Below are 26,208 nucleotides of genomic sequence, written 5' to 3'. Positions count from 1 at the left end.
TATGGTCATACGCTTGTGGATCGGGATCCCCGCCTTCGCGGGGATCTATGGCGGCATGCTCCGTGCCCGCCCTACCCCCTTGCAGAAATCAGGGAAAAATCATCAATCGCATGCGGGGTCGATTGCTGCGCATCGGCAAGCCTGGCTTCACGCAACTGATCCTCGGCCCGCTTGAAAAGGTACTCTGCGCGCGTGCTGCTTTCGGTCAGCGGCAGACAAAACTCGGCCGCCAGTCGTGCCATCAAGGCCATATCAAACCAGGCCGGAAAGCTGCCCTCGGGCAAACGCGCGACATAGCCAAGATACGCACTGTCACTTGCGACCAGAACCGCCTGATCGCGCAACTCAAACCGGGCAATCTTGCCCCCCTCATTTTCAAGCGACAGCAAGCGGATAAAGTCCCGTGGCAAGGCAAACAGATTGCTGTCCTCCTTGGCCGAACCAGCCCCAGCGCCATCCCCGTCCGCCAAGCGCGAGAGCCAGCACCCCCGCCCGGCAAACCGCCAAGGGTAGCCCGCCAGCATGCCGTCACGCACAGCGGGATAAAGCATCCGGGCAATCTCGGCCTCGGCGACGTCTTCTTCAAACGATGAAATCGGTGCTGCCCCGATCATCACCAACGCCCGCGCGCACAGCGCCACATCACTTAACGCCATCACATCCCCCAACAAAAACGGGGCCCGGAAAACCGGGCCCCGCAAGGTTCTAGATCACAGCAATCAGACCTTGATGATGTAATTCACCACCAGGAACGGCTGCATGTTGTTGTGAGGCTGGTCGCCACCAGCATCCGACACCGAATACCATTCCTGCGAAGTCGGGTTTAGGCCCCGTTCCGCAAATGAACCCATGCCATAGGTTTGGAGATGAGGCGCACCGTACTGGTGAGTGTGGTTTGGCATCTCATCGACCGTAAGCTGATGCGTTTCCTCACCACCAGCCGCACCAATCACACGATCCGTCAGACCATCGCCCTGACCGGCACCAATCGGTGCACGACCGCGCAGATCCGGCAGTTTGAAACTACCAGCGGCCTGCCCGACACCATAGGTCGTGCCAATCGCGGTAAACAGATCGGCATAGTCCGCCGCCAGAAGTTCCGCACCATCACAAATCATAAAGCCTTCCGGTGCCAACGAACCGGCAAACGGCAGGATGGTCGCAACCGGCACAGCCCCACCCCCAGAACTGCCACCGCCAAACAGGGTTTCAAGTGCCTGCAACAGCTGGGTATCGTCCATGCGATCCGGAACAATTTCGGCTGCCAGAACGACATTGAGAACTTCACTTTCAACCGGGCTCAAACACTGCATATGATTTCTCCAATTTGGACAAAAAAGAACCCCGGCAAACACGGTCTGCCAGGGTCATAAATTTCATTGCAAGACTTATGCAGACGTCGGATAGAACGCTTTGATCGCATAGGTCATCGCGATGTTGCGTGGGCGGGTTTCGTTAGCTGTGCTGACAACTCGCGAAGCATCAAAATCAATGCCGTAGGGCTGCTTCACGCCCGAACCTGGCGACTGATCCAACAAACCTGTGATGTTGTCACCAAAAACACCCTCGAAGATGTCGTTACCACCCGACAACGCGCTTCCGCCAAAACGCCCAGTGATGTTTTCAAGGGCGAAGTCCTGTGAAGTCGCAAACACACGCCCATCATCAACGCCGCGACCATCATCAAAGCCACGCACGAACTCACCGCGCAGGTCCGGCAGGTTAAAGGTAGACACCTCATCACCAGCCCCCCAAAGCGTACCAATGGTTGCGAACAGATCGGCATATTCGGTGCGTGAGATCGCTGAACCATCACAGACCAGCCAGCCAGTTGGCGGGGTTGGCATGGCGAAAGCTGAAACCGAACCGATTTCACTGCCAGCGACGACACCGCCACCACCAGAACCACCGCCTGAAATCAGCGCTTCGATGGCTTGAAGAAGCTGCGTTTTATCATCGCAATCGGGCCAGATGCCCGCACCCTGAATGACATTGAGGATTTCACATTCGACCGGGGTATTACCCTGCATGAGCAGTCTCCTTGGTTGAGAAAAAGAAACCCCGGCAGCGGATGCTGCCAGGGCGTTTGAAAAGATGTGGATTGGTTGCGGGTCTTACTCAGTTGCTCGCAGGGTGGATTGCCTTGATCGCGTAAGTCACGGCCACGTTACGCGGGCGGGTTTCATCCCCACCAGTGTGAGTAACAGCTTCCTCTACAGCGTTCGGCTCAACAACTTGCGAACTGTAGACTGGGTACTCCCTCGACCCTGACAAAGCAGACTTGGTTTCGGTAAAACCGTGTGTATGGCTTTTAAACTCATCATTCTGTTCAGATGCAAACACACGCCCCTCATCGACACCACGGCCAGCATCAAAGCCGCGCAGGAACTCGCCGCGCAAATCGGGGACATTGAAGGTCGTGCTGCCATCACCCTCGCCCCAAACAGTGCCCAGTGCAGCAAACAGGTCGGCATACTCTGCGCGGGAAACAACCGAACCATCACAGATCAGATAGCCGTCCGGCACGGTCTGGGTGGCAAAGGCATGGATGGAAGCAATCGGCACCTGAAGGCCGGCGATCTGGGCGGCGTCAAATTCGGTGCAGATGGTAATCTTGTTGCAGTTACACATGGGCAATCCTTGTTCTGGTCAAAAGAAACCCCGGCAACACATGTCACCGGGGCGAGGTTGAGGGAGGATGAAAAGGGTGGATCGGGGGTGTGCGATCAGTCGGTGTTTGATGTGCCGATTGCCGTCATGTCGCGGACATCGACGCCCCCCGCACCGGAGCTTGCGACGACGAACAGGCCGCCGGACATGGTGGCGTCGCGGTTGGTGTTGGCGATGATGAAATCGCCGACGCGCAGCATGTCGCGGGCCTCAAGAAAATAGTCGGCGGTATCGACGTCGGCGGCGACGTCCGGGGTGATGTAGTGCCACAGCGTAAAGCCGTTGGCGTATGCCAGAACACTGAGGTTTCTGGCTTTGAAACCTTCTGCCATTTGGGTCTCCTTGGTTCGGGAAAAGTCGGGTGTGGGTGTTATTCCTGCGCCTTGATGCAGGTGACACCATCGCCATCAATCAGCGTGGCACCCTGGCTCATGGAGTTGTTGACAAAGTGGGCTGCGTGATCGCCGTGCCAGGTGATGTCGGACTGAACGTCCGAGCCGATGGCATGGCCAATGGCGGTGCGGTGATACCAGAAGCAGGATCGAATGCCCGAGGCGACAGGAAGGCCGGAATGGGGCATCCAAAGCGTGCCAAGCCAGCGTTTGGCTTGTGTACCCTTCCACGGCAAATCTTCATCGCCGATATAGTCAGATCGCGAAAACTCATCGATCAGAAGCAACTCCGACCACTGTTTCCAGCCGACAATCGCATAGCGCTGCCCGTCATCGGGCACATCGCGATCACCAAGGCCTTCGAACGCCATCATGACCTTATCAAGCGTCATGCCCTCGGTATTATCGGGCACGACATCATCGGCCCCGACCAGCGCATTGATGATCAGCTCGTCGGTCTTGCGGCCGAGCGCATAGGCCCCGGCATTGGCCAGAACCATCTTTTCATCATGGTTGATCTTGAGCTCATCAAGCGCATCGACCCAGTCACCGGCATAGTAATCGCGCAGGTCACACCGGACCGCCTCGTGATCGACATTCATCACCGGCACCTTGCCATGGCGGGCCTTGGTGGTCGCCGTGCCCTTGCCGACTTTCTGGAAAACCGTGGTCGCGCCCTTGATGGCGTTTTTCACCCGCACCGTGTTGCGCAGTTTTGATCCCATGCGTTGATAGGCCTGATGCACATCGGCCTGGAAATGGTCGATGAAGCTTTGATCAATCGTGGTTGTCATCGCCTTTTATCCCCTTGTTTCAGATATGGTTTTGTCGTGATTGCAGGCAGCCGTCGGGGTTCAATTGCGCTGCCCATAAAGGCCAGTGCCACAATTGCCCCAAAACCGGTCATTTTCCGGCCAAGGTTTGGTGTTTTAAGAGCGCTGTTACAGGAAACCTCATCCATCGAGGTTCCGTAGGACACGCGCTTGATTTGCCCCGACCTGTTGCACCCGACGGGCTTTTCTGCGCGGTCCGGTCCAAGACAAACAAGAAAACAAAGAAAAAGAGTATCTGCCGTGAAGAAGTCGGTTTTGCTTTTGTTCAGTCTGATCGGGCTGGGGATTGCGGGCTATTTCCTTTTGCCGCTGACCCCGATCCCGGACTATGTCAACGCGGTCATCGACCGTGCCGACAAGCTGTTCTAGGCTAGGCTAGGCTTGGCTAGGCTTGGCTACCCACCGGAAAGACGGGCGAAATCCGCCTGCACCTCGGCCACCAGCGTTGGATCGCGATCCCGCCAATAGCGCGGATCATTCATCTTGCGCCGGATTTCGGAGCGAAGACTGGTCTCCCCCGCCCCGCCATCAGCTTTGCCAAGGGCTGCCTCATCGCCATGGGTCATCATGCGATGCATGGCGCGCACGCCATCGGCACTTTGACACAGGGTTTCAAAGGCGGCCTCTGGCAGGTTGGCCTTGCCCCAGCTTTCGATTTTCGGGGCCAGCTTTTTCCAGCTTTCCGCCCCGCCAAACTCGGCAGTCAACGCCGCACGGTCGGTTGCCCGCTGTGCGGCCTGATCAAGATCACCCAGAAGCGGTGAAAGAACCTCCCCCGCCAGATCATAAACCAGCTGAGCCTGTGCGTTGCTGAAGCCTGCCGCATGCAGGCGCTCGTTCAAATCCGCATCGATATCTTCCATGCCATCTGCAAGCGTGATTGCGTAGGCGTCCGGTGTTTCGGGCACCAGATCGGCGAGGACTGCGGCGTCAAGGTCGGTTTCTAGTACTTCGCTTTCGGTATCGGATAGCTCGGGTGTTTCTGCTACTTCCGGTGCTTCCGGCGTCTTGGTTTCCGGTGCGAGAAGGTCGGGTTCGGTTGTCATGCGAACACTCCGCTAAATGGGGTCAAACTTGGGTTTGGTAGATGAGGCGGGGATCAATCCTCGGCGGAACGCTCTGCCAGCCGTTTGATCTGCAGCACCAGTGCGCGCTTCCCTTCGCGCATCCAGATCGCCGCAGTGCTGGCATCCGGGCCAAGGGCTGTTTGCAGGAAATGGCGTTCAAGATCGGCGATGACCTTTGCCCCGGCGTCGCTATCAAAACAGGCCTGCCAATGGTCGCTGCCGTTTTCCGAAAGTGTCTCGTTCTCGGCCTCGAACCAGTCCCATCCGTTACTGCTCATCACACGGCCTCCGTGATTTCGGGTGGCAGGCTTGGCCGCAACAAATGGTCCGGCACGCCAAACTGATCGGCAAGCCAGCGGACCATCACCGGCAGATCGACCTCTGCCAAGGCATCCGGGCCAAGGGCGGCAATCCGCGACAGCCAATCAAGCGCCTGTCCCGCCTGTACCCGCTTGGGCAGTTGTGCGAGCGGGGCCGCATGACGCAGCACCACAACATCGCCATCCAGCGGGATGTCGGGAAGTTCGCCTGTTTGGGTCAGGAGATAAAGCGCACGCCGGATCAGCGGATAGAGCAATTCCGCCTGCAACCGGCCATAGGTTGCACCCAGAAGCCGGGCGTTTTCCGACGCACGTTCAAGCACCTCGGTCGCGGTCATGCCCGGTTGATCAGTTTGGCCCAACCGATCGGCCAGCAAGCAGCGCCGAATGCGATCCCGCAGGTCTGAGAGCACAAGATCAGACACATCAAACCGGCCGGGCGCCTCTAGCGGTTTCAGCCCCGCCGATCCAACGGCCTTGGGGATGATGCTGCCCGGCACAAGTCGGATGGTTGCCGGGTTCAGCACGCCGTCATCATCCGCCTGCCAGATTCCGGTAACGGCAATCGAGGCGTTCTTGAGCACCAGCTCCACCACCTTATTCGCGGTCTTGATATCGGGCAGCGCCTTCATCACCGGTGATCGGCCATAAATCTCGCCCGGTGCCTTCATCCAGCGAAAGGCGATATAGGGCGACACATCAAAGCGGTCGCGATAGATCAGATCATTGGTATTGGCATCGCCGTCTTCGCGAAAGACACACAGCTCATAGCCGGTTTTGCGGTCGGTTGCAGGCAAAACAGCCTCAATCACGGTGAAGCGTTTGGGTGCATCCTTGTCATCGCGATCATCATCGGCAAAGCCCTTTGCCCCCGGCCAAGTCGCAAGGATTTCCGCGCGGGTGAGCGCCAGTTTGCGAAACACCGCATCCATCTTGCCATCTGATCGTTCTTCAAACGCCAGATCCCGCAAGGGAACGGCGGTAAAGCGCAAAGCAGACGGGCTGTGCAAATCGGCCTTTTCCAGCCGCAAGCACGCGGTTCCGGCCGTCACCAGGTCCAGAAACGCCTGATGCATTTCGACCGCGAAATTGGAGCGATCAAAATGCCCCTGCAAAATACGAACGGCCCGGCCAAGTTGCTCGGTCAAAGCCTGTCGATCCGCATTGGCGACATTACCGCCCGGTTCCAACTCAAACCAGCCGCCACCCGGCGGGGTGATTTCGGCCATCAGGCTGGCGGCAAGCTGTTCGACCGCATCGGACGCAGTTGCGTCAAACACCCGATCAAGGCGCTTGCCGCCATTGGTCTGGTTGGATGCCGCAGCATTGCGCTGTGGCAGGGCAAATTCATAACAATCCTGCCAATGCGCAATCCAGTTACGTCGGCGCTCCATCGCCTTTTGAAAACGGGCGCGCAACTGGGTGATATCTGCCCCGTCGGTTGCCTTGTCCTCAGTCACAGCCTTTTGCGAATTCGCCATGCCTATTCCCCCAAAAGGTTCTTGCCGCCACCCGCCTTGGCGATGCGGTCCGTCAAAAGCCCGCGATAACTTGTCCCGATCAGGCTGGCACGACCATAACGGCGGCGTTCAAGCGCCTCAGTCCGGGCAGATCGTGCGGCGTCTTCGGCACTGGTGTCTTCTTCGGTTGTAGTCGCCGTTGACGCTGGAACCGGCGGCGCAACACGCGCCGGTTTCGGCGTGGAAAACAGACTTCCCATCGGGGCCTCCAGGTTGTGAAATTGGGCGATGGTTGCGTAAGAGCACGCTGCACGAGGTCCCCGCCTTCGCGGGGATGACGGTGCCCAAAACAGCTGCATGAAGCGAACGTCATTCCCGCGCAGGCGGGAATCTCGATCCACAAGCTCACGGCCAAACGCAAAAACGCCCGCAAGGGTCGAAACCCTGCGGGCGCATCTGTGGCGTTGATTTGTCTCTTATGTCACATTAATAAGAACAAATCAAGAACATTTTTCAGAAAAAAACACATCTCCGATCTGATCGCACTCGATCCCCTGTTGCAGATGGCGATAGAGCTGCCAGGGGGTGATGATCCAGAAGGCCGAAATACCCAAAAGGCGTTTGATCAGCTCGACACAGCTCATCGGGCCAAAGCGAACCTTGCGCGCAATCGAGGCCGGATACCGCGCCCATATGCAGTGATAGCCAAGGCCGCGATAATAGGCTGCCGGATCAAAGATCGGCGAATAGCACCAGCTTTCACAGCGTACCCGATGGCTTTGCGGATCAAGGCAAATCCATTCCCCGGCCCGCACCCCGGAGACCAGCACAAAGCAGTGGCGAAATCCCGGTTTCAGGATACGTAACAGGCGCTTTTCCGGCGCATCGGCAAAGACGACAAGCACTGAAACCTCGCGCCCAGATGCGGATTGATCGGCCCAGTGATCCATCCATGGATCGGCGGAGTCCTGCGCCGTTTCAGAGGCTTTGGATTGTTTGAGCACGTTGGTTACATCCCGCATGGCGACAGATCCCCACCCAGTTCCACGGCGACATCTTCGTGATGGAAACTTTCGTCTTCCCCGCGTTTGACGATGCCGCGTGTGACCAGCACATTTTCAAGCGCATCAAGGGCCTGTTGCCATAAATCACCCTTGTCCTTTTCGCGCGGATCGCGGGCATCGGGTTCACGTTCGACCAGCCCGAAATATTCCAGTACCTGCAAATGCCGGTCGCCCAGAATGCCCGCCTTTTTAAGGCGCATCACCGCGTTATAGACATCATCAGGATCACAGGGGCGCACCACCTCGCCCGCGTCGGCCACCACACGTGCGCCTTCGATCCGCGCGGTTTGACAGCGCACGAACCAGAACCACGCCTGCCTCGCACTGGAAAAAGGGGTGATGTCGCGCGCAGAATGCGGTTTGGGAAAAAGTCGTTGTTCGGTCACGTCGCCCTCCTGCTGGATAAAACCTGTTCATTCCACCGGACCTGCAACCAACCCTTCACCGCACCAAACCTTTGAAAAAGATAAAACTTTCCCGTTCGCGCATCTTGCGATGCACGTTGATTTGATGAATGGTTTGTGATGTCCCCAAGGGCGGTGTTCCGCCCGCGCATATCGACGGTTCTCGCCGTCTTTTCAGCCGGTCCCCGAGAGGCCTGACTTATTTCCAGATGCAATTCCGGTGTTGATATGCAAGCTATAATCCCTTTTTGTTCTCATTGTAAAGGATTAATTTCCTATTCCAAAGATGAGGAACATGCCATCAATCCGATCAAAGCCCCTGCCACTTGGTCATCAAGACCCTGAAATGGCAGGGTAAAGCTGCAATCAAGTCCGAAAGAAAAGCGGTATACTTTTTGTTTTGCCCACGGTGATTAGAACGGCCCGGTTTGCGGGACTTTCGGTGCCTGAACCGCGCAGGATTGTTGTGTGATGCCGATTCCAGCCTCAAAGAAGGAATTAATTCCTTCTTTCTGATCTTGCCTGCTGCTAGAATGGGGCATGATCAGACATCAACAAATATGGGCCGCCCTGGATCAGATCGCCGAAGATCACGGTTTGACCCCTTCGGGACTGGCGCGCCTGGCACAACTTGACCCGACCACGTTCAACCGGTCCAAGCGCACCACAGCCCAGGGCAAGGCACGCTGGCCGTCGACCGAAAGCATTTCAAAGGTGCTTTCCGTCACCGATGTCAGTTTTCGGGAATTTTCCGAACTGGTGGATGGCAATGGCGCCGGGCGTATCCCCGTGATCGGCTTTGCCCAGGCGGGCAATCGCGGCTTTTTTGATGATGCCGGATATCCGGTTGGCGGATCCTGGGAAGACATTACCTTTCCCGCCCTGCACGATCCAACCGCCTATGGGTTGCGGATATCGGGGGAGTCCATGGCGCCGGTGTTTCGCGATGGTGACCTGATCATTGTCAGCCCGGCCTCAAACATCCGCCCCAAGGACCGCGTGGTTGTCAAAACCCATGAGGGCGAAGTCATGGCCAAGGAACTGGTCCGGCGTGGTGCGCTGGGTGTGGAGTTAAAATCCCTGAATCCCGATTTCGAAGACCGTTTTATTCCGGCAGAGGAAATCGACTGGGTCGCCCGTATTCTGTGGTGCAGCCAGTAGCGACCTCTGATCCTATACTTTTGAGAGCCTATTTCGTCATTGTGCTATTCAAATCCGATGCCGGGCACCTTACATTAGGACCCGACAAGAAAACTGGCCTGAGCCAGAGGGGAAAAGGAAGAATCGTTTGACGCTGCAGCGCCATCACATTGTGCGTTATCTGGTAATCATTCTTGGCTATTTCGTTACCGGCTATGCCGGTATCCACCTGCCGTTTTTTGCCACTAGTGTCACCTTGATCTGGCCCCCGGCCGGCATCGCATTGGCCGCACTGGTTTATTGGGGCTGGCGCTATTTTCCGGCCGTGTATATCGGTGCGCTCTTGTTAAACCTCGTGGTGGCACAACATATCGCCACCGTCCTTCTGGTGCCCGCAGGTATCACAATCGCAACCGTCATCCCGGCCCTTCTGATTGCGCGCTTTGCTGGCCGCTATCCACTGGGTCGCCTGCGCGACATTACGATTTTTCTCTTTGCTGGTGGTGTTTTGGCCCCGGCCCTTGCGGCCAGCCTCGGGGCGCTTAATGTCAGCATGTTTGACTTTGGCAACTTTGATCAATTCGAGCCGTTCTGGCTGGGCTGGTTCAGGGGCGATGTCATCGGGGTTCTGGTTGTTGGGCCACTGGTTTTACGCATTATGAACTGGGGAGCCACCGGGCGCCCACTGGTGCACTATTGGGAGCTTGTGTTTATCGGCCTCGCCAGTGTGGTACTGGCTTCTGCTATTCAAACCACGCCGCTTACCGCCCGTCCGGAATTTCTGTTTATCTTCGTATCCCTGCCTTGTGTGATCTGGGCGACGATCCGCTATGGCTTGCTTGGCGCGGTTGTCACCAATGCGCTGATTGCTGCTGATATCATCGCCCTTGCCGCACTTGGCAACATGACCTTTGTCAGTACAGAACTAGAGACCGGCATCGACAATCTGTTCGGCTATATCATTGCCAGTTCAGTTGGCACCTTGCTGCTTGCAGTCGTTCTGGAGCGCATAAGTCTGGTTACAAAGGGCGCGCGTGACGGCAGTTTCTCTGATGACGTTCACCGTCTGCGCCGTGCCCTGGCGATTTTCATCGGTGTCATCGGTTTCGGCGTCTCGGGATTTGCATCCTGGTACACCTTTAGTCAACTTGAAGAAGCCGACCAGCTAGCCACAGAGCAGTACCGCCTGGCGTTTGAGGCGTCGCTGCGCGAGGAACTTGGCCGCGCAACCGATGCGCTGATTGCGGTGCGGACATTGTTTGATGTCCATGGCGATGTTTCATCCTCCACATTCGATGCCATGGTTGCCCCCTGGATCAACCGAAGACCGGGGGTTGCCGCCCTTGAATGGGCCCCCTATGTCGAAGGACGCGCCCGCGCCCTGATCGAGGAAAATGCCGAACTACGCGGTGTTGACAACTTCCAGATTCGTGAAATGGACGAAGGTATCATGCGCGTTGCCGACGCACGCGACCGCTACTTCCCGGTATTCTATATTTTCCCCCGGTCGGGAAATGAACATCGGGTCGGCTTTGACCTTGCCAGTGAACCTGCACGTGTGCGCTCGCTCGAGACTGCGATCAAGACCAACAATGTCACGATGACCCAGCCGCTTCCGTCATATCGGACGGATGCATCGCTTGTTTCGTCACTGGCTTTTTTGGCGGTAAAGAACCGGCGCGATCCCGAAGGTCCGCCACTGGGCATTGCAGCTGGCATTTTGCGGATCAGCGATATGATCACACGTGCGGCACGTGTCGCACGCATCCCGGTTGATTACGGACTTTATCTGGCGGATGCCAAGATACCAGGTCGCGCCGGGTTGCTCTTTCATAGTGCGCATGATCCTGACCACGCGCTTGAAGATATAGAGAGCGAAAAGGCCATTCCCTTTAACCCCAATGTGTCAACTTTCACCTTCGGGTATCGGGATTGGATTGTTGTTTTGCATCGCCATCAGGAAGGCCTGAATTCGCTTGTTTACTGGCAGCCTTGGGCCATTTTCGTTTTTGGCAGCATGATCACGGTTCTGCTTCTGATTTACCTCCGGTCGCTTAATCGAACAGAAAAGCAAATTGTCGATCTGATTACGATCCGGACCCGCGAACTTGAAGATGCGCGTGCGGCAGCCGAAACTGCCATGACGCAAGCCCAGCAGGCCGATCGTGCCAAATCGGAATTCATTGCCCATATGAGCCACGAATTCCGATCCCCGATGAGCTCCATTTTGGGTTACACCCAACTGGCCAATGACAGTCTTGATCACAATGAACCGACCGAAACCCTGCGCAGTTACCTATCAACCATTCGCGGGGCCGGTCGCCACGTCCTGTCGCTGATTGGCGATATTCTTGATATCTCCAAGATCGAGGCCGGCAAGCTTGTGCTGGAAGAAAACCCGTTTGATCTGCACCACATCTGCGAGGAAGTCGTTTCGATGATGCTGGTGCCGGCACGCGCACAGCACAGCACGCTTGAACTTGATATCGATCCGAAACTGCCGCGCCATGTGATTGGCGATCCTGTGCGGCTCAAACAGGTGCTGACCAATCTTGTTTCCAACGCCATCAAATTCACCAAACAGGGCAAGGTTCAGGTTCTGGTAAAGGCACTTGATGTCGGGGATGAAACCGTTTCATTCCGCATTTCTGTGCGTGATGACGGGATCGGCATTGCACATGACAAACTCGAAGCCATCTTTGATGCCTTCACACAGGCCGACACCACCACGACGCGTCGTTATGGCGGCACTGGACTTGGCCTGACAATTTGTCAGCGCATGGTTCAGGCAATGGGCGGCCGGGTACAAGTCGAAAGCGAGGAAGGCAAAGGCAGCCGTTTCTGGTTTGACCTGACCTTGCCACGCAGCAACGAAACCGACGTTGCCCAGCAGGAAGGACAAACCGCAAACCCGGACGACGCCAGATCTGAAAATGCCGAGACGGCTGATCCGGGTGCATGGAACCTGCTTTTGGTTGAGGATATCGAGATCAACCGCATCCTTGCCCAGAAACTGCTGGAAGCACAGGGTCATACGATTACCACGGCTGCTGATGGTCAGATCGCGCTCGATATTCTTGCTGGCACCGATTTCGACGCGGTTCTGATGGATCTTCACATGCCCGGTGTTGACGGTATCGAAGCCACCCGACGCATCCGTCTGTTTGATGACCCGATCAAGGCAACCACGCCGGTACTGGCCCTGACCGCGGATATTTCAAACGACAACCTTGAAAAGTTCCGCGAGTCCGGCTTTGACGCCTATTGCACCAAACCCCTTGATGTCGAAGCGATTAATGGTGAACTTGCGCGCCTAAAAGACCGCAAGCTCGAAGCCCGTCAGGCGCAAGGCACACCGGTTGACATCTGACAATCCTGGGCGAAAGAAGCACCTAACGGGTGATACCGGTCATGGATTTAAGTTCTTCGGCAACATTGGGCCCGGCTGTCAGGATCGGTGCGCCTTTTTCAAGCGCATCGGGTGCTGCCAGATAATCATTGGCCCAACCGCCTGCTTCCTGCATCAACAGGATCCCGGCCAGACAGTCCCACGGATTGATATGCGGTTCGTAATAGCCGATCATCCGCCCGGCGGCGGCATAGGCCATCGAAAGTGCGCCTGATCCGTTGCGCATAAAGATGCCCTTGCGATCCAGCAAGTCCTTGATAAACGGCATAATCGCGTCACTTGTCGTACGATGGGACATGCCAAGCCCCATCACGCCATCACCGACGGTTTTGGCCTCACTGGCCTTGATCGGCTCGCCATTGGCAAGCGCCCCCTGACCGCGACGGGCACTGAACAATTCCTTGCCGCACGGCTGATAAATCAGGGCGATTTCGATCTTCCCCTTGACGACAAGGGCGATGGAAATGCACCAGCTTGGCATCTGATTGACAAAGCACGCCGTGCCATCAATCGGGTCAATCACCCACAGGCAATCATTATCGCCCTTTTCGATGCCCATTTCCTCGCCCAGGAAGCCATCCTCGGGAAAGGTGTCGGCGATCTGATCACGAATGATCGCCTCGACATTCTTGTCGGCGATGCTGACCATATCGAGCGGGTTTTCCTTGGCCTCGACCTCGAGATCGCCGGCACTGCCGTCGAAATATTCCATCGCCCGCTTTCCGGCAGTGCGGATGACGTCACGGGCATGTTCGAACCGCGCGTCGAGATCAAGTTTGACGTCATCACCCATCCTGTTTTCCTTTCAAAGCGGAAAGCGTCTCAAAATCAACTATCTATAGAAAAACCTATCGCATAACTGCTTGCAAGGTTTCATGACATTTCAAAGGCACTAAAGCGGTGATGTTTTCTTTGACCATTTGATTGCAAAAATCCTATGCTAGGCAGCGCTAATGAACCGCCCCACAGGAGTACAAAAATGGGTCACGCCGCCACCGATAGCACTGTCACTACCTGGACCTGGTATCAGGGCCAATGGCACGAAGGGAACCCAAACATCATGGGGCCGCAAACCCATGGTTTCTGGATGGCCTCGACCGTGTTTGATGGTGCACGCCGCATGAATGGCAAAATGCCGGACCTCTATCCGCATTGTGCGCGTGTGATCCGCTCGGCCGAACTGATGGGCCTGAAACCGACGATCACCACCGAGGAAATCGTTGCCCTGGTCAAGGAAGGCGTTCAAAAGTTCGATCCGGAACTCGCCCTTTACATCAAACCGCTGGTCTTTGGCGGCGAAGGCTTCATCGCGCCGACGCCCGAAAGCGCGCAGTTCGTGCTGTGCATTTCTGTCAGTGAAATGCCAGAAGCCATCCAAACCGGCTTTAGTGCCCGCAAATCAAGCTTCCGCCGCCCGTCACCGGAAAGTGCCCCGACCGAGGCCAAGGCATCCTGCCTGTATCCCAATGTCGGACGCGCGGTGACCGAGGCCACCAGTTCGGGCTTTGACACCGGCGTGATGCTCGATCCGATTGGCAATGTGGCCGAGTTTTCCTATGCCAACCTGTTCTTTGCCAAGGACGGTACGGTCTTTACCCCGGCAATCAATGGCACGTTCCTCAATGGACTGACCCGCCAGCGCGTGATCAAGCTTCTGCGTGAAGACGGCGTTGATGTCGTGGAAAAGACCTGCAAATACGAAGAACTCGAAACCGCTGACGAAATCTTTGGCACCGGCAACTATTACAAGGTCGCCCCGTGCGTCAAACTGGATGACCGCAACCTGCAGCCCGGCCCGATCACGCGGCGCGCGCAGGACCTTTACATGGCGTTTGTTGCGGCCAGCGAAGACTGATTGCAGTTAGCACTTCGCACATGATCGACAGACAAACGGCCCGGATATCCGGGCCGTTTTTTATTCCGTCTGAACGCTTTCTTACTGCGCCAAGGCTCGGGGCGCGCTATTGCCCGCCACATAGGGATATTGCGCAAAGATCGACGCCACCGCAGCCCGCACTGTTTCATTCGGCGCTTCGCGAAGCGAACTGGTCACCCGCGAAACAGCCGTGCCTTCCCAGACCATCTGACGGGTCTGACGGTCAACCAGATCGATGCTCAGCGTGCCTTCGGTATAGCTATCGACATAGCCCGGTTCGACATAGCCCGGCCAGCCGACATACATGCCGCTGCGATAGCCATAATAGCCGCCCATATAAACCGGCGGAGAGGAGCGTGTCTTTTCCTCGGTCTTGAGATGGAAATTGATCAAAAGGTCGGGGTTGTGAATATCAAGCTGATATCCGCGCGACACCATTGCGGTGTTGATCGCATCCTCGATCCGCTGACCCGACAGGGTCTGATATTGCGCCTCGGCATTCTTGCCAGCCCCTTCGACAAAGGCGAATGTCTGATACCGTCCGAAATCGGCCGCCGGATCAGCATCGGTATAGATGCGCGGACCTGTGGCACAGGCCGCCAAGACCGTTGCCATCATCGCCACCAGCACAAGTTTCATCTTCGTCATTGCCCGTGTCCTTTGGTTTGAAATGTTTGCCGGACCAAGTGCGACACGCATCGGGTAAATGCGCCAAACCCCTAATTCATCATCAGAAAATGCGTAAATAATGGCAATCAACTTTTAGGAGAAAAACAACCGGGGTTTAGCCAATCAGATCTTTGGCCAGTGCACGCAGTTCATTGATCTCATCATCAAGGATGGCCCGATCCCCCATGCTATGGGCCAGAATAATCGCGCCCTGCCACCGCATGATGATCTGACGGCCGGTCTTTGCGGCTGTTTTGCGATCTACCCCGCCTTCTTCAAGCTGACCGGCAACCCAGTTGATCAGGGCGTCAAATACCGCCTGCCCGGTTTTGCGCGACGGGGTAAAATCATCATCCGCTGGAAGATCAAGCATCAGCCTTGCCAACGGGCAGCCATGACTGACCCGGCGCGGGGTCATGGCATCAAGATAATCAAAGAACTTTGCCAACCGATCCGCGACCGAACGCGACGTGGAAAGACTTTCCAGAAGCGGGACAAACTCCCCTTCCATGGTTTCCAGTGCCACCAGGGCAAGGTCATGTTTCTTGGGAAAGCGGTAAAATACGCCACCGGCAGGTAATCCGGCCTCGGTCGCGACCGCCTGAATGGTGGCGGCGTGATAGCCATCGCGCCAGATCACATTCATTGCCGCACGGGCAAGCTTTTGACGCTTTTGCTCGGAACTCAGCTTGGTGGCCATGGATACCTCAAAAATATAAGTCAGTTCACTAACTTATATGTCAAATATTATCTTCCTGTTAACTGCGTAGTTTAGGTGCCCTTTCGATGCCTTAGTCCGCCTTTAGGCATACCAAGAAATTTGAAAGCATTGCACAGGGCGTGTATCACTGATCCATCGGACACACGCCAAAACGGCACAAGAGCAACAACACACTCCGGAGCCACCGTGAAAAACAATCATTTCACCCTTGCCGATATCCGAAATGCGGTATCGGCCGGCGTGCTCAGCGAAGAGGCCTTTGCACGGCTCGAAGGCTACCTTGCCGAACAAGCACAAGAGTCGCCTGAAACCGAGAAATTCACGCTGTTTCGCGGCATGAATGACATCTTCATCGCCCTTGGCATATGCGCACTGACCATCGGCTGGTTCGTTCTGTGGGGCCTGCTTGCCAATGGCCCGGCGTTTTGGATCGCGCCACCGCTTGCCATGATCGCCTATGTCGCGCTGGCGGAATATATCGCCGGCAAGCTCAAGGCATCCCTGCCCTCCATCGCGATTATGGCCGCCCTTGGCGCGACATTGATGATCTATGCGGTGGCGATTTACATGTCGCTTGCCGGGCCTGCCGGGCAGTTGTCCGATCTTGATACCGTAATTGATTTCGGGCAGCGGTCGATGAATGTGCTGGTCTTTGTCGCCATCATCGGCTTTGCCTTCCAGCTTGGCTTCTTCCTGCGCTATCGCCTGCCGGTATCCTTTGCGCTGATTGCTGCTGGCCTTGTTGGGGTCTTCTGGTCTGCTTTGATGGCGACATTCGGCCCGGCGGCAGAACCCTATATCCCCTATCTGATCACGGCGACGGGCATCTTGTTGCTCGCCCTTGCGATCTTTATCGACAGCCGCGATCCCAAGCGGATCAATGGTTGGGCAGAATGTGCGTTCTGGCTTTATGTCTTTGGCGCGCCGCTGACCATCCATTCGATTGCCGCAACGTTTGAGGCCGCCGCCCTTGCGATGATCCCAGTGATCATCATCGCCATGGTGCTGTCCCTGATCCTGGATCGCCGGTCGCCGATCATCAGTGGCCTGATCTATGTCGGTTATCTGTTGCAATCCGGGTTCGAGGGGGCGGCGATTGATCCGTCCATGACCATCGTTCTGGTCTGCTTCATCGTTGGCGGGCTGGTGATGGCATTCGGGGTGGGTTGGCAACGTGCCCGCCATGTGCTTCTGGCGCCATTTGAAGATCATCCGTTGCGGCGTTACCTGCCACCAAGCTGATTTAAAACTTTGAGGCCAGCACATCTATGCTGGCCTCGTTCGGTTTTATTATCGATGAAGTCCCGACTTCATCAAAAGCGACAGGTTGCGCGGGTTCTCCCCCACCCGGCGCCAGGCATAGGCCCACCAATCCTTTCCAAACGGCGCATACAGCCGCAGGCGATACCCCGCCGCAAGCAGTTCACGTTGCAACGGCTGATTGACCCCATAAAGCATCTCGAACTCGAACTGATCGCGCGCCCAGCCATTGTCATCAGCAAGCGTCGCGATCTTGAGCACCAAGTCGCAATGGTGACTGCCAAAGACCGGGAAAAACCCGCTTTGCTTGGCGGTTTCCGATAACATCATGCCGGCCAGACTCAGATAGTTGGCGTCAATCTGGTCACGGTCGGTAAAAGCTACGCTTGCCGGTGGGGCCATTGCTCCCTTGACCAGTCGTACCATCGCCCCGCGTGCAATCATGTCGTTCAGATCAGATTCCGTCCGGTGCAAACGGGCTTGAAGGGTTTGGGCAACCGGCACACCGGCGGTCGCCAACCGATGATGCAGCGCCAGCGTATCATCGACCATGTCAAAATCTTCCATATCGATCATAAGCCGGATGGTTTGGGATGAGTTTGCCTGTTCTGCAATATCGCGGATCTTGTTTGCGATCTCATCGACATGTTTGGTCAGGACCGCCTGGCCCTGCATATAGCCCAGCTGCGACGGATCAATCGACACATGCACATCCAGTCCAGACATATCGAGGCTTGGTATCACAAAACAAAGCTGATCGACCGTTTCGCGGACCTGGGTGATGTCTTCGACATATTCACCAAGATAAAAGCTTGAAATCCGGATACCTTGTGCCGCCAGCGCATTTGCCCGCGACACATGCCCGATGCCATCGTTCGCACTGACGAACTGTGCGGCCAGTCCGGTCTTGCGTCCAATCGCCTCGCCAAGGGTGCGAAGCGGTTTGGAACATGCAACCGCGATCATTGATTTCTGCCAAAATCCCATATCATTCAATTCCTTGCTGGTGACGCAAAGCACCGCCATAGCCGGTCTGATCGGCAAATTATTGAATGATATGACCCAAAAAGCAAAACGGCCCGCCAAAGGCGAGCCGTCTTTTATGTTTATCTGATCGCGCCGTCTTAGGCAGAGAGATCTTCACCGGCCAGCGCACGGTCGATCAGGGCAACACTTTCATCAAGACCATAAAGCGCAATGAAGGAGCCCATACGCGGGCCCTGTTCCTGCCCCAGCAGCACTTCATAAAGCGTCTTGAACCAGTCACGCAGGTTTTCGTAATTGTGGTTTTTGCCCACGGTGAAAACTTCGGTCTGGATGTCGGACGGATCGGTGCCCGGTGCAATTTTGGCCAGCGTATCGCGCAGATCCTGAAGGGCTGCTTTTTCCGCCTCGGTCGGGGCGCGGTACGACTTGGTCGGTTTGACGAAGTCGCTGTAATAGTTGATCGCATAGCCGACCAGCTTATCAAGATACGGCGAGGTTTCCGGGGTTGCGCCGGTGGCGTAGCGCGAAATGAACTTCCACAGCAGGTCGCGATCATCAGTATTGCAGACCGAAACAAGGTTCAGAAGAATGCCGAACGACAACGGAATTTCGCGATCCGGTGCGGTGCCGGCATGAATGTGCCAGGCCGGGTTCTGCAGGATTTTTTCCGGATCGGTTTCGGTTTTAAGCTTTTCGGCAAAGGTCAGGTACTCATCCACGGTTTTCGGGATGACATCGAAATACAGACGCTTTGCGGTTTTCGGCTTCTGGAACATGAACAGTGACAGGCTGTCTTCCGGCGCATATTTCAGCCAGTCTTCCATCGAAAGACCATTGCCCTTGGATTTGGAAATCTTCTGGGCGTTCTCATCAAGGAACAGCTCGTAATTGAAGCCTTCCGGCGGGGTGCCGCCAAGTGCCTTGACGATCTTGTTGCCAAGCTCGACCGACGGAATAAGGTCTTTGCCGGCCATTTCATAATCAACGCCCAGCGCATACCAGCGCATCGCCCAGTCCGGCTTCCATTGCAGTTTGCAATTGCCACCCGTGACCAGCGTTTCGACCAGATCACCGGTTTCCGGATGTTCGTAAACAATGCTGCCGGACTCAGGCTTGAGTTCGGTCACCTTGGCCATCAGGACTTTGTTGGTGCCCGGCTCGACTGGCATGAACGGGCTATAGGTCGCACGGCGTTCTTCACCAAGGGTCGGCAGCATGATTTTCTGGATCGCGTCATAGCGTTCCAGCAGGCGCAAAAGCGCCGCGTCAAACATGCCGGAACGATAACAGTCGGTCGATGATTTGAATTCGTACTCGAACCCGAAACCATCAAGGAATTCACGCAGCTTGGCATTGTTGTGATGGGCAAAGCTTTCATGCGTCCCAAACGGATCGGGAACGCTGGTTAGCGCCTTGCCAAGATGTTCGGCGACCATATCCTTGTTCGGGATGTTGTCGGGCACCTTGCGCAGGCCATCCATGTCATCGGAGAAGCAAAACAGCTTGGTCGGGATATCGCACATGGTTTCAAACGCGCGACGGACATAGGTCGTGCGCGCAACTTCGCCAAAAGTGCCGATATGCGGCAGACCCGACGGACCATAGCCGGTTTCAAAAAGGACATAGCCCTTTTCAGGCGCCTTCTGTTTGTACCGCTTGACCAGCTTGCTGGCTTCCTGAAAAGCCCAGACGTTGCTGTTAAGTGCGGCATCTCGAAGATCGGCTGTCATTTTTGAAACCTTGTTTGTCAGTTGGATCGTTAAATTCTCGGGAAATATACGCATCACGCTGATCGCATGTTTGCGCGAAGCTATACCCCACTTCGGGCCAAGATCAAGCACCTGTTGCGCATGGCTGCCAAATAATCGCGGAATTACCGGGCCAATCGCCGATATTTATCTGCAGGCGGTTGCTTGTAAAGCCACCTTAGCGGCTACACCTAAGTGTAGTTGACTTCAGCCACCTGCCGACAAATATCCGACAGTGGGTAAGCACGCTTAAATTGAGAAGAGCTTTTATTGCATAACCATACGCTTATGCTGCGATACACTATTAGTTTAATTTAATACTATTGATCGTCCGCAAGCGAAGGCAAACCCGATCGACGAACCAAACACGATGATTGGAGTGTGTTGATGTCGTTTGGAGAGACCGGTGAGCACATCACCGAAAACGCCTTTCCGACGAAAAGTCCGGATCAAAGATTTGAACGCGTTGTTGAATACGCGCCAAATGCCATGATCCTGATCAGTGCGGATGGCACCATGGAAATGGTGAACGCCCAGACCGAAATCATTTTCGGCTATGCGCGCGATGAACTGCTGGGTCAGCCGATTGAAATGCTGGTCCCCGAACGTTTTCGTACCGGACACCCGCGTTTGCGCCGATCCTATTCGGAGCAGCCCAATCCCCGCCCGATGGGGGCTGGCCGCGATCTTTATGCCTTGCGCAAGGATGGCAGCGAGTTCCCGGTTGAAATCGGCCTGAACCCGATCTCTGATGGCGAAAAGCATCAAATCCTTGCAGCCATTTCCGACATTTCTGAACGCAAACATCGCGAAGAACAGATCGCTCGGTCCCTGCGTGAAAAGGAAACCCTGCTTTCCGAAGTCCATCACCGGGTGAAAAACAATCTGCAGATCATTCACAGTTTGCTCGATATGCAGACATCCTCGGTCATTGACATTCAGGCACGCGAAGCGCTGATCGACAGCTGCAATCGCGTCCGGTCGATGGCGCAAATTCACCAGTCGCTGTATCAAAGCGAAGACATCGCCAAGGTGAATTTTGCCGATTTCTGCGAAAGCCTTATTTCGTCGCTTCTGGCGACATTCAATGTCGATATCAGCCGGGTACAGGTCAAAAGCAATCTGGCCCATGTCGAACTCACCATCGATCAGGCCGTGCCATGCGGACTGATTGCCAACGAACTGATCACCAATGCGCTGAAACACGGTTTCCCCGACGGTGCAAAAGGTCAGATCACGGTATCGACCCAGATGAATGAGCAGGATGTTGTGACCTTGCGAGTATCCGATAACGGGCGTGGCATGCCCGATGACTTTACCCCGGGCACGAGTGACGGGCTTGGCCTGCAACTGATTGAACTGCTGGCCGACCAGATTGGTGGCACGCTTGATATCACGACCAATGGCGAAACCACCTTTGTCATCAACTTCAAAATAGGGAAGTGATCGGGATGCCACATTCAGTCCATGTCATGATTGTCGAGGACGAACGTGTTATCGCCCTTCATTTGCGCAAGCAGCTAGAAAAGCTGGGCTACCAGCGCACCAGCGCACATACCCGTGGCAGTGACGCGCTTGCGGCCATCAATGAGGATCCACCTGACATCATCCTGATGGATATTCGCATCGAAGGCGACATTGATGGCATTGAAACGGCGGCCGGCATCCCGCCGCACCTGATGATCCCGGTCATCTATCTTTCGGCCCACTCAGAAGACGCGACACTGGCGCGTGCGCAAAAAACCCGTCCCTATGGCTATCTGATCAAACCGTTTTCGGATCGCGAACTGCATGCCACGATCCAGATGGCCCTGGAACGCCGCACAGCCGAACTGGCCTTGTCGGAAAGCCAACACCGGCTGTCGCTTGCCATGACGGCGGCACAGATGAGTTGCTGGGAAATTGATGTCCTGACCCGGCAAATGCACTCCACCGGGCTTGGCAATGCCGATCTTAATCAGAATGCCGAAATCGTCACCGAAAGCTGGGATGCCTTTCTTGAACGGGTCGCAACAGAAGACCGCGACATGGTACGCAAGGCCTTTGCCTATGCGGTTGCCCATGGCGATTTTTATGACGTTGTCTTTCGCAGTCTGGACAAGGATCAGAACTATCGCTGGCTGCGAGCCCGCGGCAAGTCCTTTGGCGATGATCGCAAAGGGTCACAACGCATCATCGGCATGATGCAAGACATCACCGATCAGCGCCTGACCCAGGACAAGCTCCGCGAAGCCATGACGGTGTTTGAAACCACCCAGGACGGCATTCTTATTCTTGATCCGGACCTCAATGTTACCAACGCCAACAACGCCTATTACCGGATCACGGGCGAGACCGAAGAAAACACGCTGCAAAAGCCGCCCTATTTCCTTTCTGCCAATGAACATCCTGCCGAGTTCTTTCAGGAATTGTTTTCCGGGCCGGGTGCCCGCCGCCAATGGCATCGCGATCTTGATACCCACAACGCCAGTCGTGGCCCGATATCGCTGTCCCTGCAGGTTATTGCCGTCGAAAACGAAGAGCACGAGCTGACCCACTATGTGATGATCGTCTCTGACCGGACCGCCATCCGGCAGGCCGAACAGGAATTGCATTACCTCGCCCAATATGACGGATTAACCAGCCTGCCCAACCGGCTGCTTGCCACTGACCGCCTGAACCGCGCGATCGAACGTTGCGAACCCAGCGGCATGATGGTCGCCTGCCTGTTTCTTGATATTGATGATTTCAAGACGATCAATGACACACTTGGCCATGCCGCTGGCGATCAGGTCATTCTGATTGCCGCAACCCGGATCAAGGGTATTACCGAACGCACCGACACGATATCCCGGCTGGGCGGCGATGAATTCCTGATCATTCGCGAAAACATCCCCAACGAAACCGCGGCCGCCAATCTGGCGCAAAAGATCATTCAGGAACTGCAACGCCCGTTCTATATCCGTGGCCACGAAATGAATATCGGGGCAAGTTTGGGTATTTCACTCTATCCAGTGCATGGCCGATCATCACACGATCTGATCCGGCTTGCCGATACCGCGATGTATGCGGCCAAGGATCGCGGACGCAGGACCTTTGCCCTCTATGAGCCGGAAATGACGGCCAATGCAGCCCATTACATGACGCGCTCCCTTGAATTGCGCCGCGGGCTTGAAAACGAAGAACTGGTTTTGCATTACCAGCCACAGATTGATGGCAAAACCGGCGACATGGTCGGTGTCGAAGCATTGCTGCGTTGGAAACATCCGGTCCACGGGCTTGTCGGGCCACATGAAATCATCCCGATTGCCGAGAAAAGCGGCCTCATTCTTGAAATCGGCAGCTGGGTGATCCGCGAAGCGTGCCACCAGGCCCGTCGCTGGCAGGATGAATATGGCCAGAAACTTCGCATGGCCGTTAATGTGTCGGTCCGCCAGATGCAACAGCCCGGTTTTGCCGACAGCATCGCCCATGAACTGGCGATTTCCGGCCTCCCGGCCGAGGATCTTGAAATCGAAGTCACCGAAAGCATGATCCAGGACGAAATCAGCATGATCCGGACCCTGCACGACCTGCGGGAAGTCGGCGTTTCATTGGCGATTGACGATTTCGGCACCGGCTATTCGTGCCTTCGGTCGATCAAAAGCCTGCCGATCAGTCGCATCAAGATCGATCGTGCCTTTGTAAGCGGGGTACCGGGCAACAGTGATGACGTGGCCCTGATCAACGCAATGCTGGCAATGGCGGGTGCACTTGGCCTGTCGGTCACAGCGGAAGGCGTTGAAACCAAGGCGCAGTATGACTTCCTGCGCGACGTGCCGGGCATCAAGCTGCAAGGATTCCTGTTTGGCAAACCTGTCCCCGCCGAGGAAGTGTTTGCGCCGACAATCGGAAAAACCAAACGATTTTAATAACAAAAACTACATATTCAGACAGCTTCCCTTTCCAAATATTATACCTTAGAGTAATCGCCTAATATGTCGTGCCTTATTGCACTGCCAAGCCATTGACTTGGCTGGCCTATTACTCAATTGCGATCTTTCAAACGAAAGCATAGGTCGGAAGGATGACTGTATGAACTTTTCGTCCCTGTCCCTTGGCGCGAAGCTGACTCTTGTCAGTGCAGTAACCATCGCGCTCTGCCTGATTGCAGGTATATCTCTTCAAACCGTTCAAACAAGCCAGACCACCGAGGAACTGACCGTCGGCGAAGCACGTGGGGTTGCAAACTATCACGCAGAGCAGGCTGGTAGTGTTCTGAATGGCGGGATGTTGGTCGCAAAAAACCTGGCCGGGGCCTTTCGTGCGATCCGCGAAAAAGGCGGCGTTGATCGCGCGGCATATAACGAAATTCTCAGTCGGACACTGATCGACAATCCGACACTTGCCGGCGCATGGGCGGGCTTTGAAACCGATGCACTTGATGGCAAGGATGCCGACTACGTAAACGAGGGCGAGCCATTCGGCGACGGCAGCGGCAAATACGTCACCTATTATTACAATTTCGGTGACGGCATTACCCCCTATCACCTGACCGGTCTCGATAATCCAGAGATCAATGAATATTACACGGCACCGCGTGACACCAATCAGCCCTATGTCACCGACGCCATCACCTATGACATTCAGGGCCGTGACGTTGTTCTGACATCCTTTGTCTATCCGGTGCAGAACCCGAACGGTGATTTTCTGGGAGTGCTGGGCGTTGATCTTGAACTCAATGCCCTGTCAGAACGCTTTGCCGAATTGACACCGTTTGGCACTGGTACGGTCAATCTTGTCTCCGCCCAAGGCACCTGGGTTGCCCACGAAGACCCGGAACTCCGTGGCACCACCCTTGATGGCAACAACCCGATCCATGCCGCCATCCTAAAAACCATGCAATCGGGCGATCCGATGCGGATTGATGATGATACAACCATGCACATGATTGTCCCGGTCGAGATTGCCGGATACCCCAACAAATGGGGCGTTGTGGTCAATGTGCCGCTGGCGACCGTCTTTGCCCCGGCAGACAATCTGCGCAATATCACCCTGATCGGCGGTGTCATCCTGTTGGCGATTGTCATTGCCGTGGTTCTTTTGTCGACCAGAACCCTTGTTGCGCGCCCGATGACGCGGGTGACCAGTGTGATTGACAACCTCCAGAAGGGTGAGTTTGACATTACGGTGCCCTATCTCAAACGCGATGACGAGATAGGGGCAATTGCCAAGGCGCTTGAAGCCTTCAAGGAGGCCTCCGCCCGCATGCAGATGGCCGAACGTGAAAAGCTTCAAGCCGAACAGCGCGCCAGCGACGAACGCAATCGCACGCGCTTGCAAATGGCTGACGAGTTTGAAAAATCGGTCGGCTCCATCGTTGTCAACGTGTCTGACAAGGCCGGAAACATGGAACAAGTGTCCCGGCAAATGCGCCGTGCTGCCGATGAAAGCTCCGAACAGGCTGTTGTTGTTGCCGCCGCCGCGGACGAGGCAAGTGCCAACGTCCAGACCGTGGCGTCTGCGACCGAGGAACTGTCTGCCTCCATTCAGGAAATCAGCTCCCAGGTGGCAAAGTCATCTGACATCTCCAACACTGCTGTCGAGGAAGCTTCACGTGCCAACGCCATGGTCACCGGCCTGGCCGAGGCGGCCGACCGCATTGGCGAAGTGGTTAACCTGATCAATGACATTGCCGCCCAGACCAACCTTCTCGCACTGAACGCCACCATCGAGGCGGCCCGTGCGGGCGAGGCTGGCAAAGGCTTTGCCGTGGTCGCACAGGAAGTCAAAAACCTGGCCAACCAGACCGCCAAGGCGACCGAAGACATCGCCCAACAGATTGGCTCCATCCAGTCCGAGACGCAAAATACCGTTGGCGCGATTGAACGGGTGACCGAAACCATTTCCAACATCAACGAAATCGCCACCGCCATCGCGTCCGCGGTCGAGGAACAAGGGGCTGCCACCGCCGAAATTTCAAGTAACGTTCAACAGGCGGCTGCTGGCACCAACGAAGTTTCGTCCTCTATCGGGATTGTTCGCAACACGTCCCAGGAAACCGGCGAAGCGGCCTCGAACGTTCAGGCCGGGGCGACCCAACTGGCCGAAGAAGCCCGCAATCTTGACGCACAGGTCAAAAACTTCCTTGATCGCCTGCGCAACATCTAGGGCGAAAAAGTACCTTTCGACCCATGACACTTCGGACGGCACCATGATTGGTGTCGTCC

Annotated in this window: 26 protein-coding genes; 8 read left to right on the top strand and 18 right to left on the bottom strand. The window is 55.8% G+C overall.

The window, feature by feature from the left end; translation table 11 throughout:
- Window positions 1-71: 71 nt before the first annotated feature.
- The 7 genes from IT893_RS04775 to IT893_RS04745 form a co-directional block, all read right to left on the bottom strand.
- Window positions 72-656, bottom strand: coding sequence for a hypothetical protein (locus IT893_RS04775; RefSeq protein WP_197147011.1), 585 nt, complete (start codon window positions 654-656; stop codon window positions 72-74).
- Between the two features lie 63 nt (window positions 657-719).
- The gene (locus IT893_RS04770; RefSeq protein ID WP_197147010.1) at window positions 720-1,313 is read right to left on the bottom strand and encodes a phage tail protein; all 594 of its coding nucleotides are present in this window, start codon (window positions 1,311-1,313) and stop codon (window positions 720-722) included.
- Between the two features lie 75 nt (window positions 1,314-1,388).
- Window positions 1,389-2,030: a phage tail protein gene (locus IT893_RS04765; protein WP_197147009.1), complete on the bottom strand. Its 642-nt coding sequence runs from the start codon at window positions 2,028-2,030 to the stop codon at window positions 1,389-1,391.
- Window positions 2,031-2,118: 88 nt separating this feature from the next.
- Complete coding sequence (locus tag IT893_RS04760) at window positions 2,119-2,631, bottom strand: tail fiber protein (RefSeq protein WP_197147008.1); 513 nt, start codon at window positions 2,629-2,631, stop codon at window positions 2,119-2,121.
- Between the two features lie 95 nt (window positions 2,632-2,726).
- The gene (locus IT893_RS04755; protein WP_197147007.1) at window positions 2,727-3,002 is read right to left on the bottom strand and encodes a hypothetical protein; all 276 of its coding nucleotides are present in this window, start codon (window positions 3,000-3,002) and stop codon (window positions 2,727-2,729) included.
- Between the two features lie 38 nt (window positions 3,003-3,040).
- Window positions 3,041-3,856, bottom strand: coding sequence for a phage capsid protein (locus tag IT893_RS04750; RefSeq protein WP_063087797.1), 816 nt, complete (start codon window positions 3,854-3,856; stop codon window positions 3,041-3,043).
- Window positions 3,853-4,023: a hypothetical protein gene (locus tag IT893_RS04745; protein WP_197147006.1), complete on the bottom strand. Its 171-nt coding sequence runs from the start codon at window positions 4,021-4,023 to the stop codon at window positions 3,853-3,855. Before IT893_RS04745 ends, IT893_RS04750 begins: the two co-directional genes overlap by 4 nt.
- 112 nt (window positions 4,024-4,135) lie before the next feature.
- On the opposite strand from IT893_RS04745, the gene IT893_RS20225 reads away from it, so the two are divergent.
- Window positions 4,136-4,264, top strand: a complete 129-nt coding sequence (locus IT893_RS20225) for a hypothetical protein (protein ID WP_256430730.1) — start codon at window positions 4,136-4,138, stop codon at window positions 4,262-4,264.
- Between the two features lie 26 nt (window positions 4,265-4,290).
- Here IT893_RS20225 and IT893_RS04740 read toward each other — a convergent pair whose 3' ends face one another.
- From IT893_RS04740 to IT893_RS04715, 6 genes are all read right to left on the bottom strand, one after another.
- On the bottom strand, window positions 4,291-4,941 hold the full coding sequence (locus tag IT893_RS04740) for a hypothetical protein (RefSeq protein ID WP_197147005.1): 651 nt from the start codon (window positions 4,939-4,941) through the stop codon (window positions 4,291-4,293).
- Window positions 4,942-4,994: 53 nt separating this feature from the next.
- Window positions 4,995-5,240 carry a hypothetical protein gene (locus IT893_RS04735; RefSeq protein ID WP_197147004.1) on the bottom strand — a complete coding sequence of 82 codons (246 nt, stop codon included), beginning with the start codon at window positions 5,238-5,240 and terminating at the stop codon, window positions 4,995-4,997.
- A complete protein-coding gene (locus tag IT893_RS04730; protein WP_197147003.1) occupies window positions 5,240-6,763 on the bottom strand; it encodes a portal protein in 1,524 nt (507 codons plus the stop codon). The genes IT893_RS04735 and IT893_RS04730 overlap by 1 nt, the downstream gene beginning before the upstream one ends.
- Before the next feature lie 2 nt (window positions 6,764-6,765).
- Window positions 6,766-7,002 carry a hypothetical protein gene (locus tag IT893_RS04725; RefSeq protein WP_197147002.1) on the bottom strand — a complete coding sequence of 79 codons (237 nt, stop codon included), beginning with the start codon at window positions 7,000-7,002 and terminating at the stop codon, window positions 6,766-6,768.
- A gap of 240 nt (window positions 7,003-7,242) precedes the next feature.
- Window positions 7,243-7,764 carry a hypothetical protein gene (locus IT893_RS04720; RefSeq protein WP_197147001.1) on the bottom strand — a complete coding sequence of 174 codons (522 nt, stop codon included), beginning with the start codon at window positions 7,762-7,764 and terminating at the stop codon, window positions 7,243-7,245.
- A complete protein-coding gene (locus tag IT893_RS04715; RefSeq protein ID WP_197147000.1) occupies window positions 7,752-8,192 on the bottom strand; it encodes a hypothetical protein in 441 nt (146 codons plus the stop codon). The genes IT893_RS04720 and IT893_RS04715 overlap by 13 nt, the downstream gene beginning before the upstream one ends.
- A gap of 558 nt (window positions 8,193-8,750) precedes the next feature.
- On the opposite strand from IT893_RS04715, the gene IT893_RS04710 reads away from it, so the two are divergent.
- Window positions 8,751-9,371: a helix-turn-helix transcriptional regulator gene (locus tag IT893_RS04710; RefSeq protein ID WP_008890227.1), complete on the top strand. Its 621-nt coding sequence runs from the start codon at window positions 8,751-8,753 to the stop codon at window positions 9,369-9,371.
- Window positions 9,372-9,498: 127 nt separating this feature from the next.
- The gene (locus IT893_RS04705) at window positions 9,499-12,720 is read left to right on the top strand and encodes an ATP-binding protein (RefSeq protein WP_252724082.1); all 3,222 of its coding nucleotides are present in this window, start codon (window positions 9,499-9,501) and stop codon (window positions 12,718-12,720) included.
- 22 nt (window positions 12,721-12,742) lie between these two features.
- Here IT893_RS04705 and IT893_RS04700 read toward each other — a convergent pair whose 3' ends face one another.
- Complete coding sequence (locus tag IT893_RS04700; RefSeq protein ID WP_197146999.1) at window positions 12,743-13,552, bottom strand: inositol monophosphatase; 810 nt, start codon at window positions 13,550-13,552, stop codon at window positions 12,743-12,745.
- A 186-nt stretch (window positions 13,553-13,738) separates the two neighbouring features.
- Between IT893_RS04700 and IT893_RS04695 the strand changes: the two genes are divergently transcribed.
- Window positions 13,739-14,614, top strand: coding sequence for a branched-chain amino acid aminotransferase (locus IT893_RS04695; RefSeq protein WP_197146998.1), 876 nt, complete (start codon window positions 13,739-13,741; stop codon window positions 14,612-14,614).
- Window positions 14,615-14,695: 81 nt separating this feature from the next.
- Here IT893_RS04695 and IT893_RS04690 read toward each other — a convergent pair whose 3' ends face one another.
- Window positions 14,696-15,283: a DUF4136 domain-containing protein gene (locus IT893_RS04690; protein ID WP_197146997.1), complete on the bottom strand. Its 588-nt coding sequence runs from the start codon at window positions 15,281-15,283 to the stop codon at window positions 14,696-14,698.
- A gap of 136 nt (window positions 15,284-15,419) precedes the next feature.
- Window positions 15,420-16,004: a TetR/AcrR family transcriptional regulator gene (locus IT893_RS04685; protein ID WP_197146996.1), complete on the bottom strand. Its 585-nt coding sequence runs from the start codon at window positions 16,002-16,004 to the stop codon at window positions 15,420-15,422.
- Window positions 16,005-16,211: 207 nt separating this feature from the next.
- On the opposite strand from IT893_RS04685, the gene IT893_RS04680 reads away from it, so the two are divergent.
- Window positions 16,212-17,267 (top strand): hypothetical protein, encoded by a 1,056-nt coding sequence (locus IT893_RS04680; protein WP_008890233.1) that lies wholly within the window; start codon window positions 16,212-16,214, stop codon window positions 17,265-17,267.
- A 48-nt stretch (window positions 17,268-17,315) separates the two neighbouring features.
- Here the strand turns inward: IT893_RS04680 and IT893_RS04675 are convergent, their stop codons facing one another.
- Both IT893_RS04675 and IT893_RS04670 read right to left on the bottom strand, forming a co-directional pair.
- Window positions 17,316-18,272, bottom strand: coding sequence for a proline dehydrogenase family protein (locus tag IT893_RS04675; RefSeq protein WP_197146995.1), 957 nt, complete (start codon window positions 18,270-18,272; stop codon window positions 17,316-17,318).
- 137 nt (window positions 18,273-18,409) lie between these two features.
- On the bottom strand, window positions 18,410-20,002 hold the full coding sequence (locus IT893_RS04670; RefSeq protein WP_197146994.1) for a lysine--tRNA ligase: 1,593 nt from the start codon (window positions 20,000-20,002) through the stop codon (window positions 18,410-18,412).
- 405 nt (window positions 20,003-20,407) lie between these two features.
- On the opposite strand from IT893_RS04670, the gene IT893_RS04665 reads away from it, so the two are divergent.
- The 3 genes from IT893_RS04665 to IT893_RS04655 all read left to right on the top strand — a co-directional run bounded on the left by IT893_RS04665 (window position 20,408) and on the right by IT893_RS04655 (window position 26,149).
- Window positions 20,408-21,466: a sensor histidine kinase gene (locus IT893_RS04665; RefSeq protein WP_197146993.1), complete on the top strand. Its 1,059-nt coding sequence runs from the start codon at window positions 20,408-20,410 to the stop codon at window positions 21,464-21,466.
- 5 nt (window positions 21,467-21,471) lie between these two features.
- Window positions 21,472-23,910: an EAL domain-containing protein gene (locus tag IT893_RS04660; protein WP_197146992.1), complete on the top strand. Its 2,439-nt coding sequence runs from the start codon at window positions 21,472-21,474 to the stop codon at window positions 23,908-23,910.
- Window positions 23,911-24,073: 163 nt separating this feature from the next.
- A complete protein-coding gene (locus tag IT893_RS04655) occupies window positions 24,074-26,149 on the top strand; it encodes a methyl-accepting chemotaxis protein (protein WP_197146991.1) in 2,076 nt (691 codons plus the stop codon).
- Window positions 26,150-26,208: the final 59 nt, after the last annotated feature.

The organism is Thalassospira sp. A40-3 (genome assembly GCF_015871485.1).
GTDB lineage: Bacteria > Pseudomonadota > Alphaproteobacteria > Rhodospirillales > Thalassospiraceae > Thalassospira > Thalassospira tepidiphila.
The sequence above is the reverse complement of the archived record's forward strand: the minus strand, read 5'-3'. Positions and strand labels throughout refer to the sequence as shown.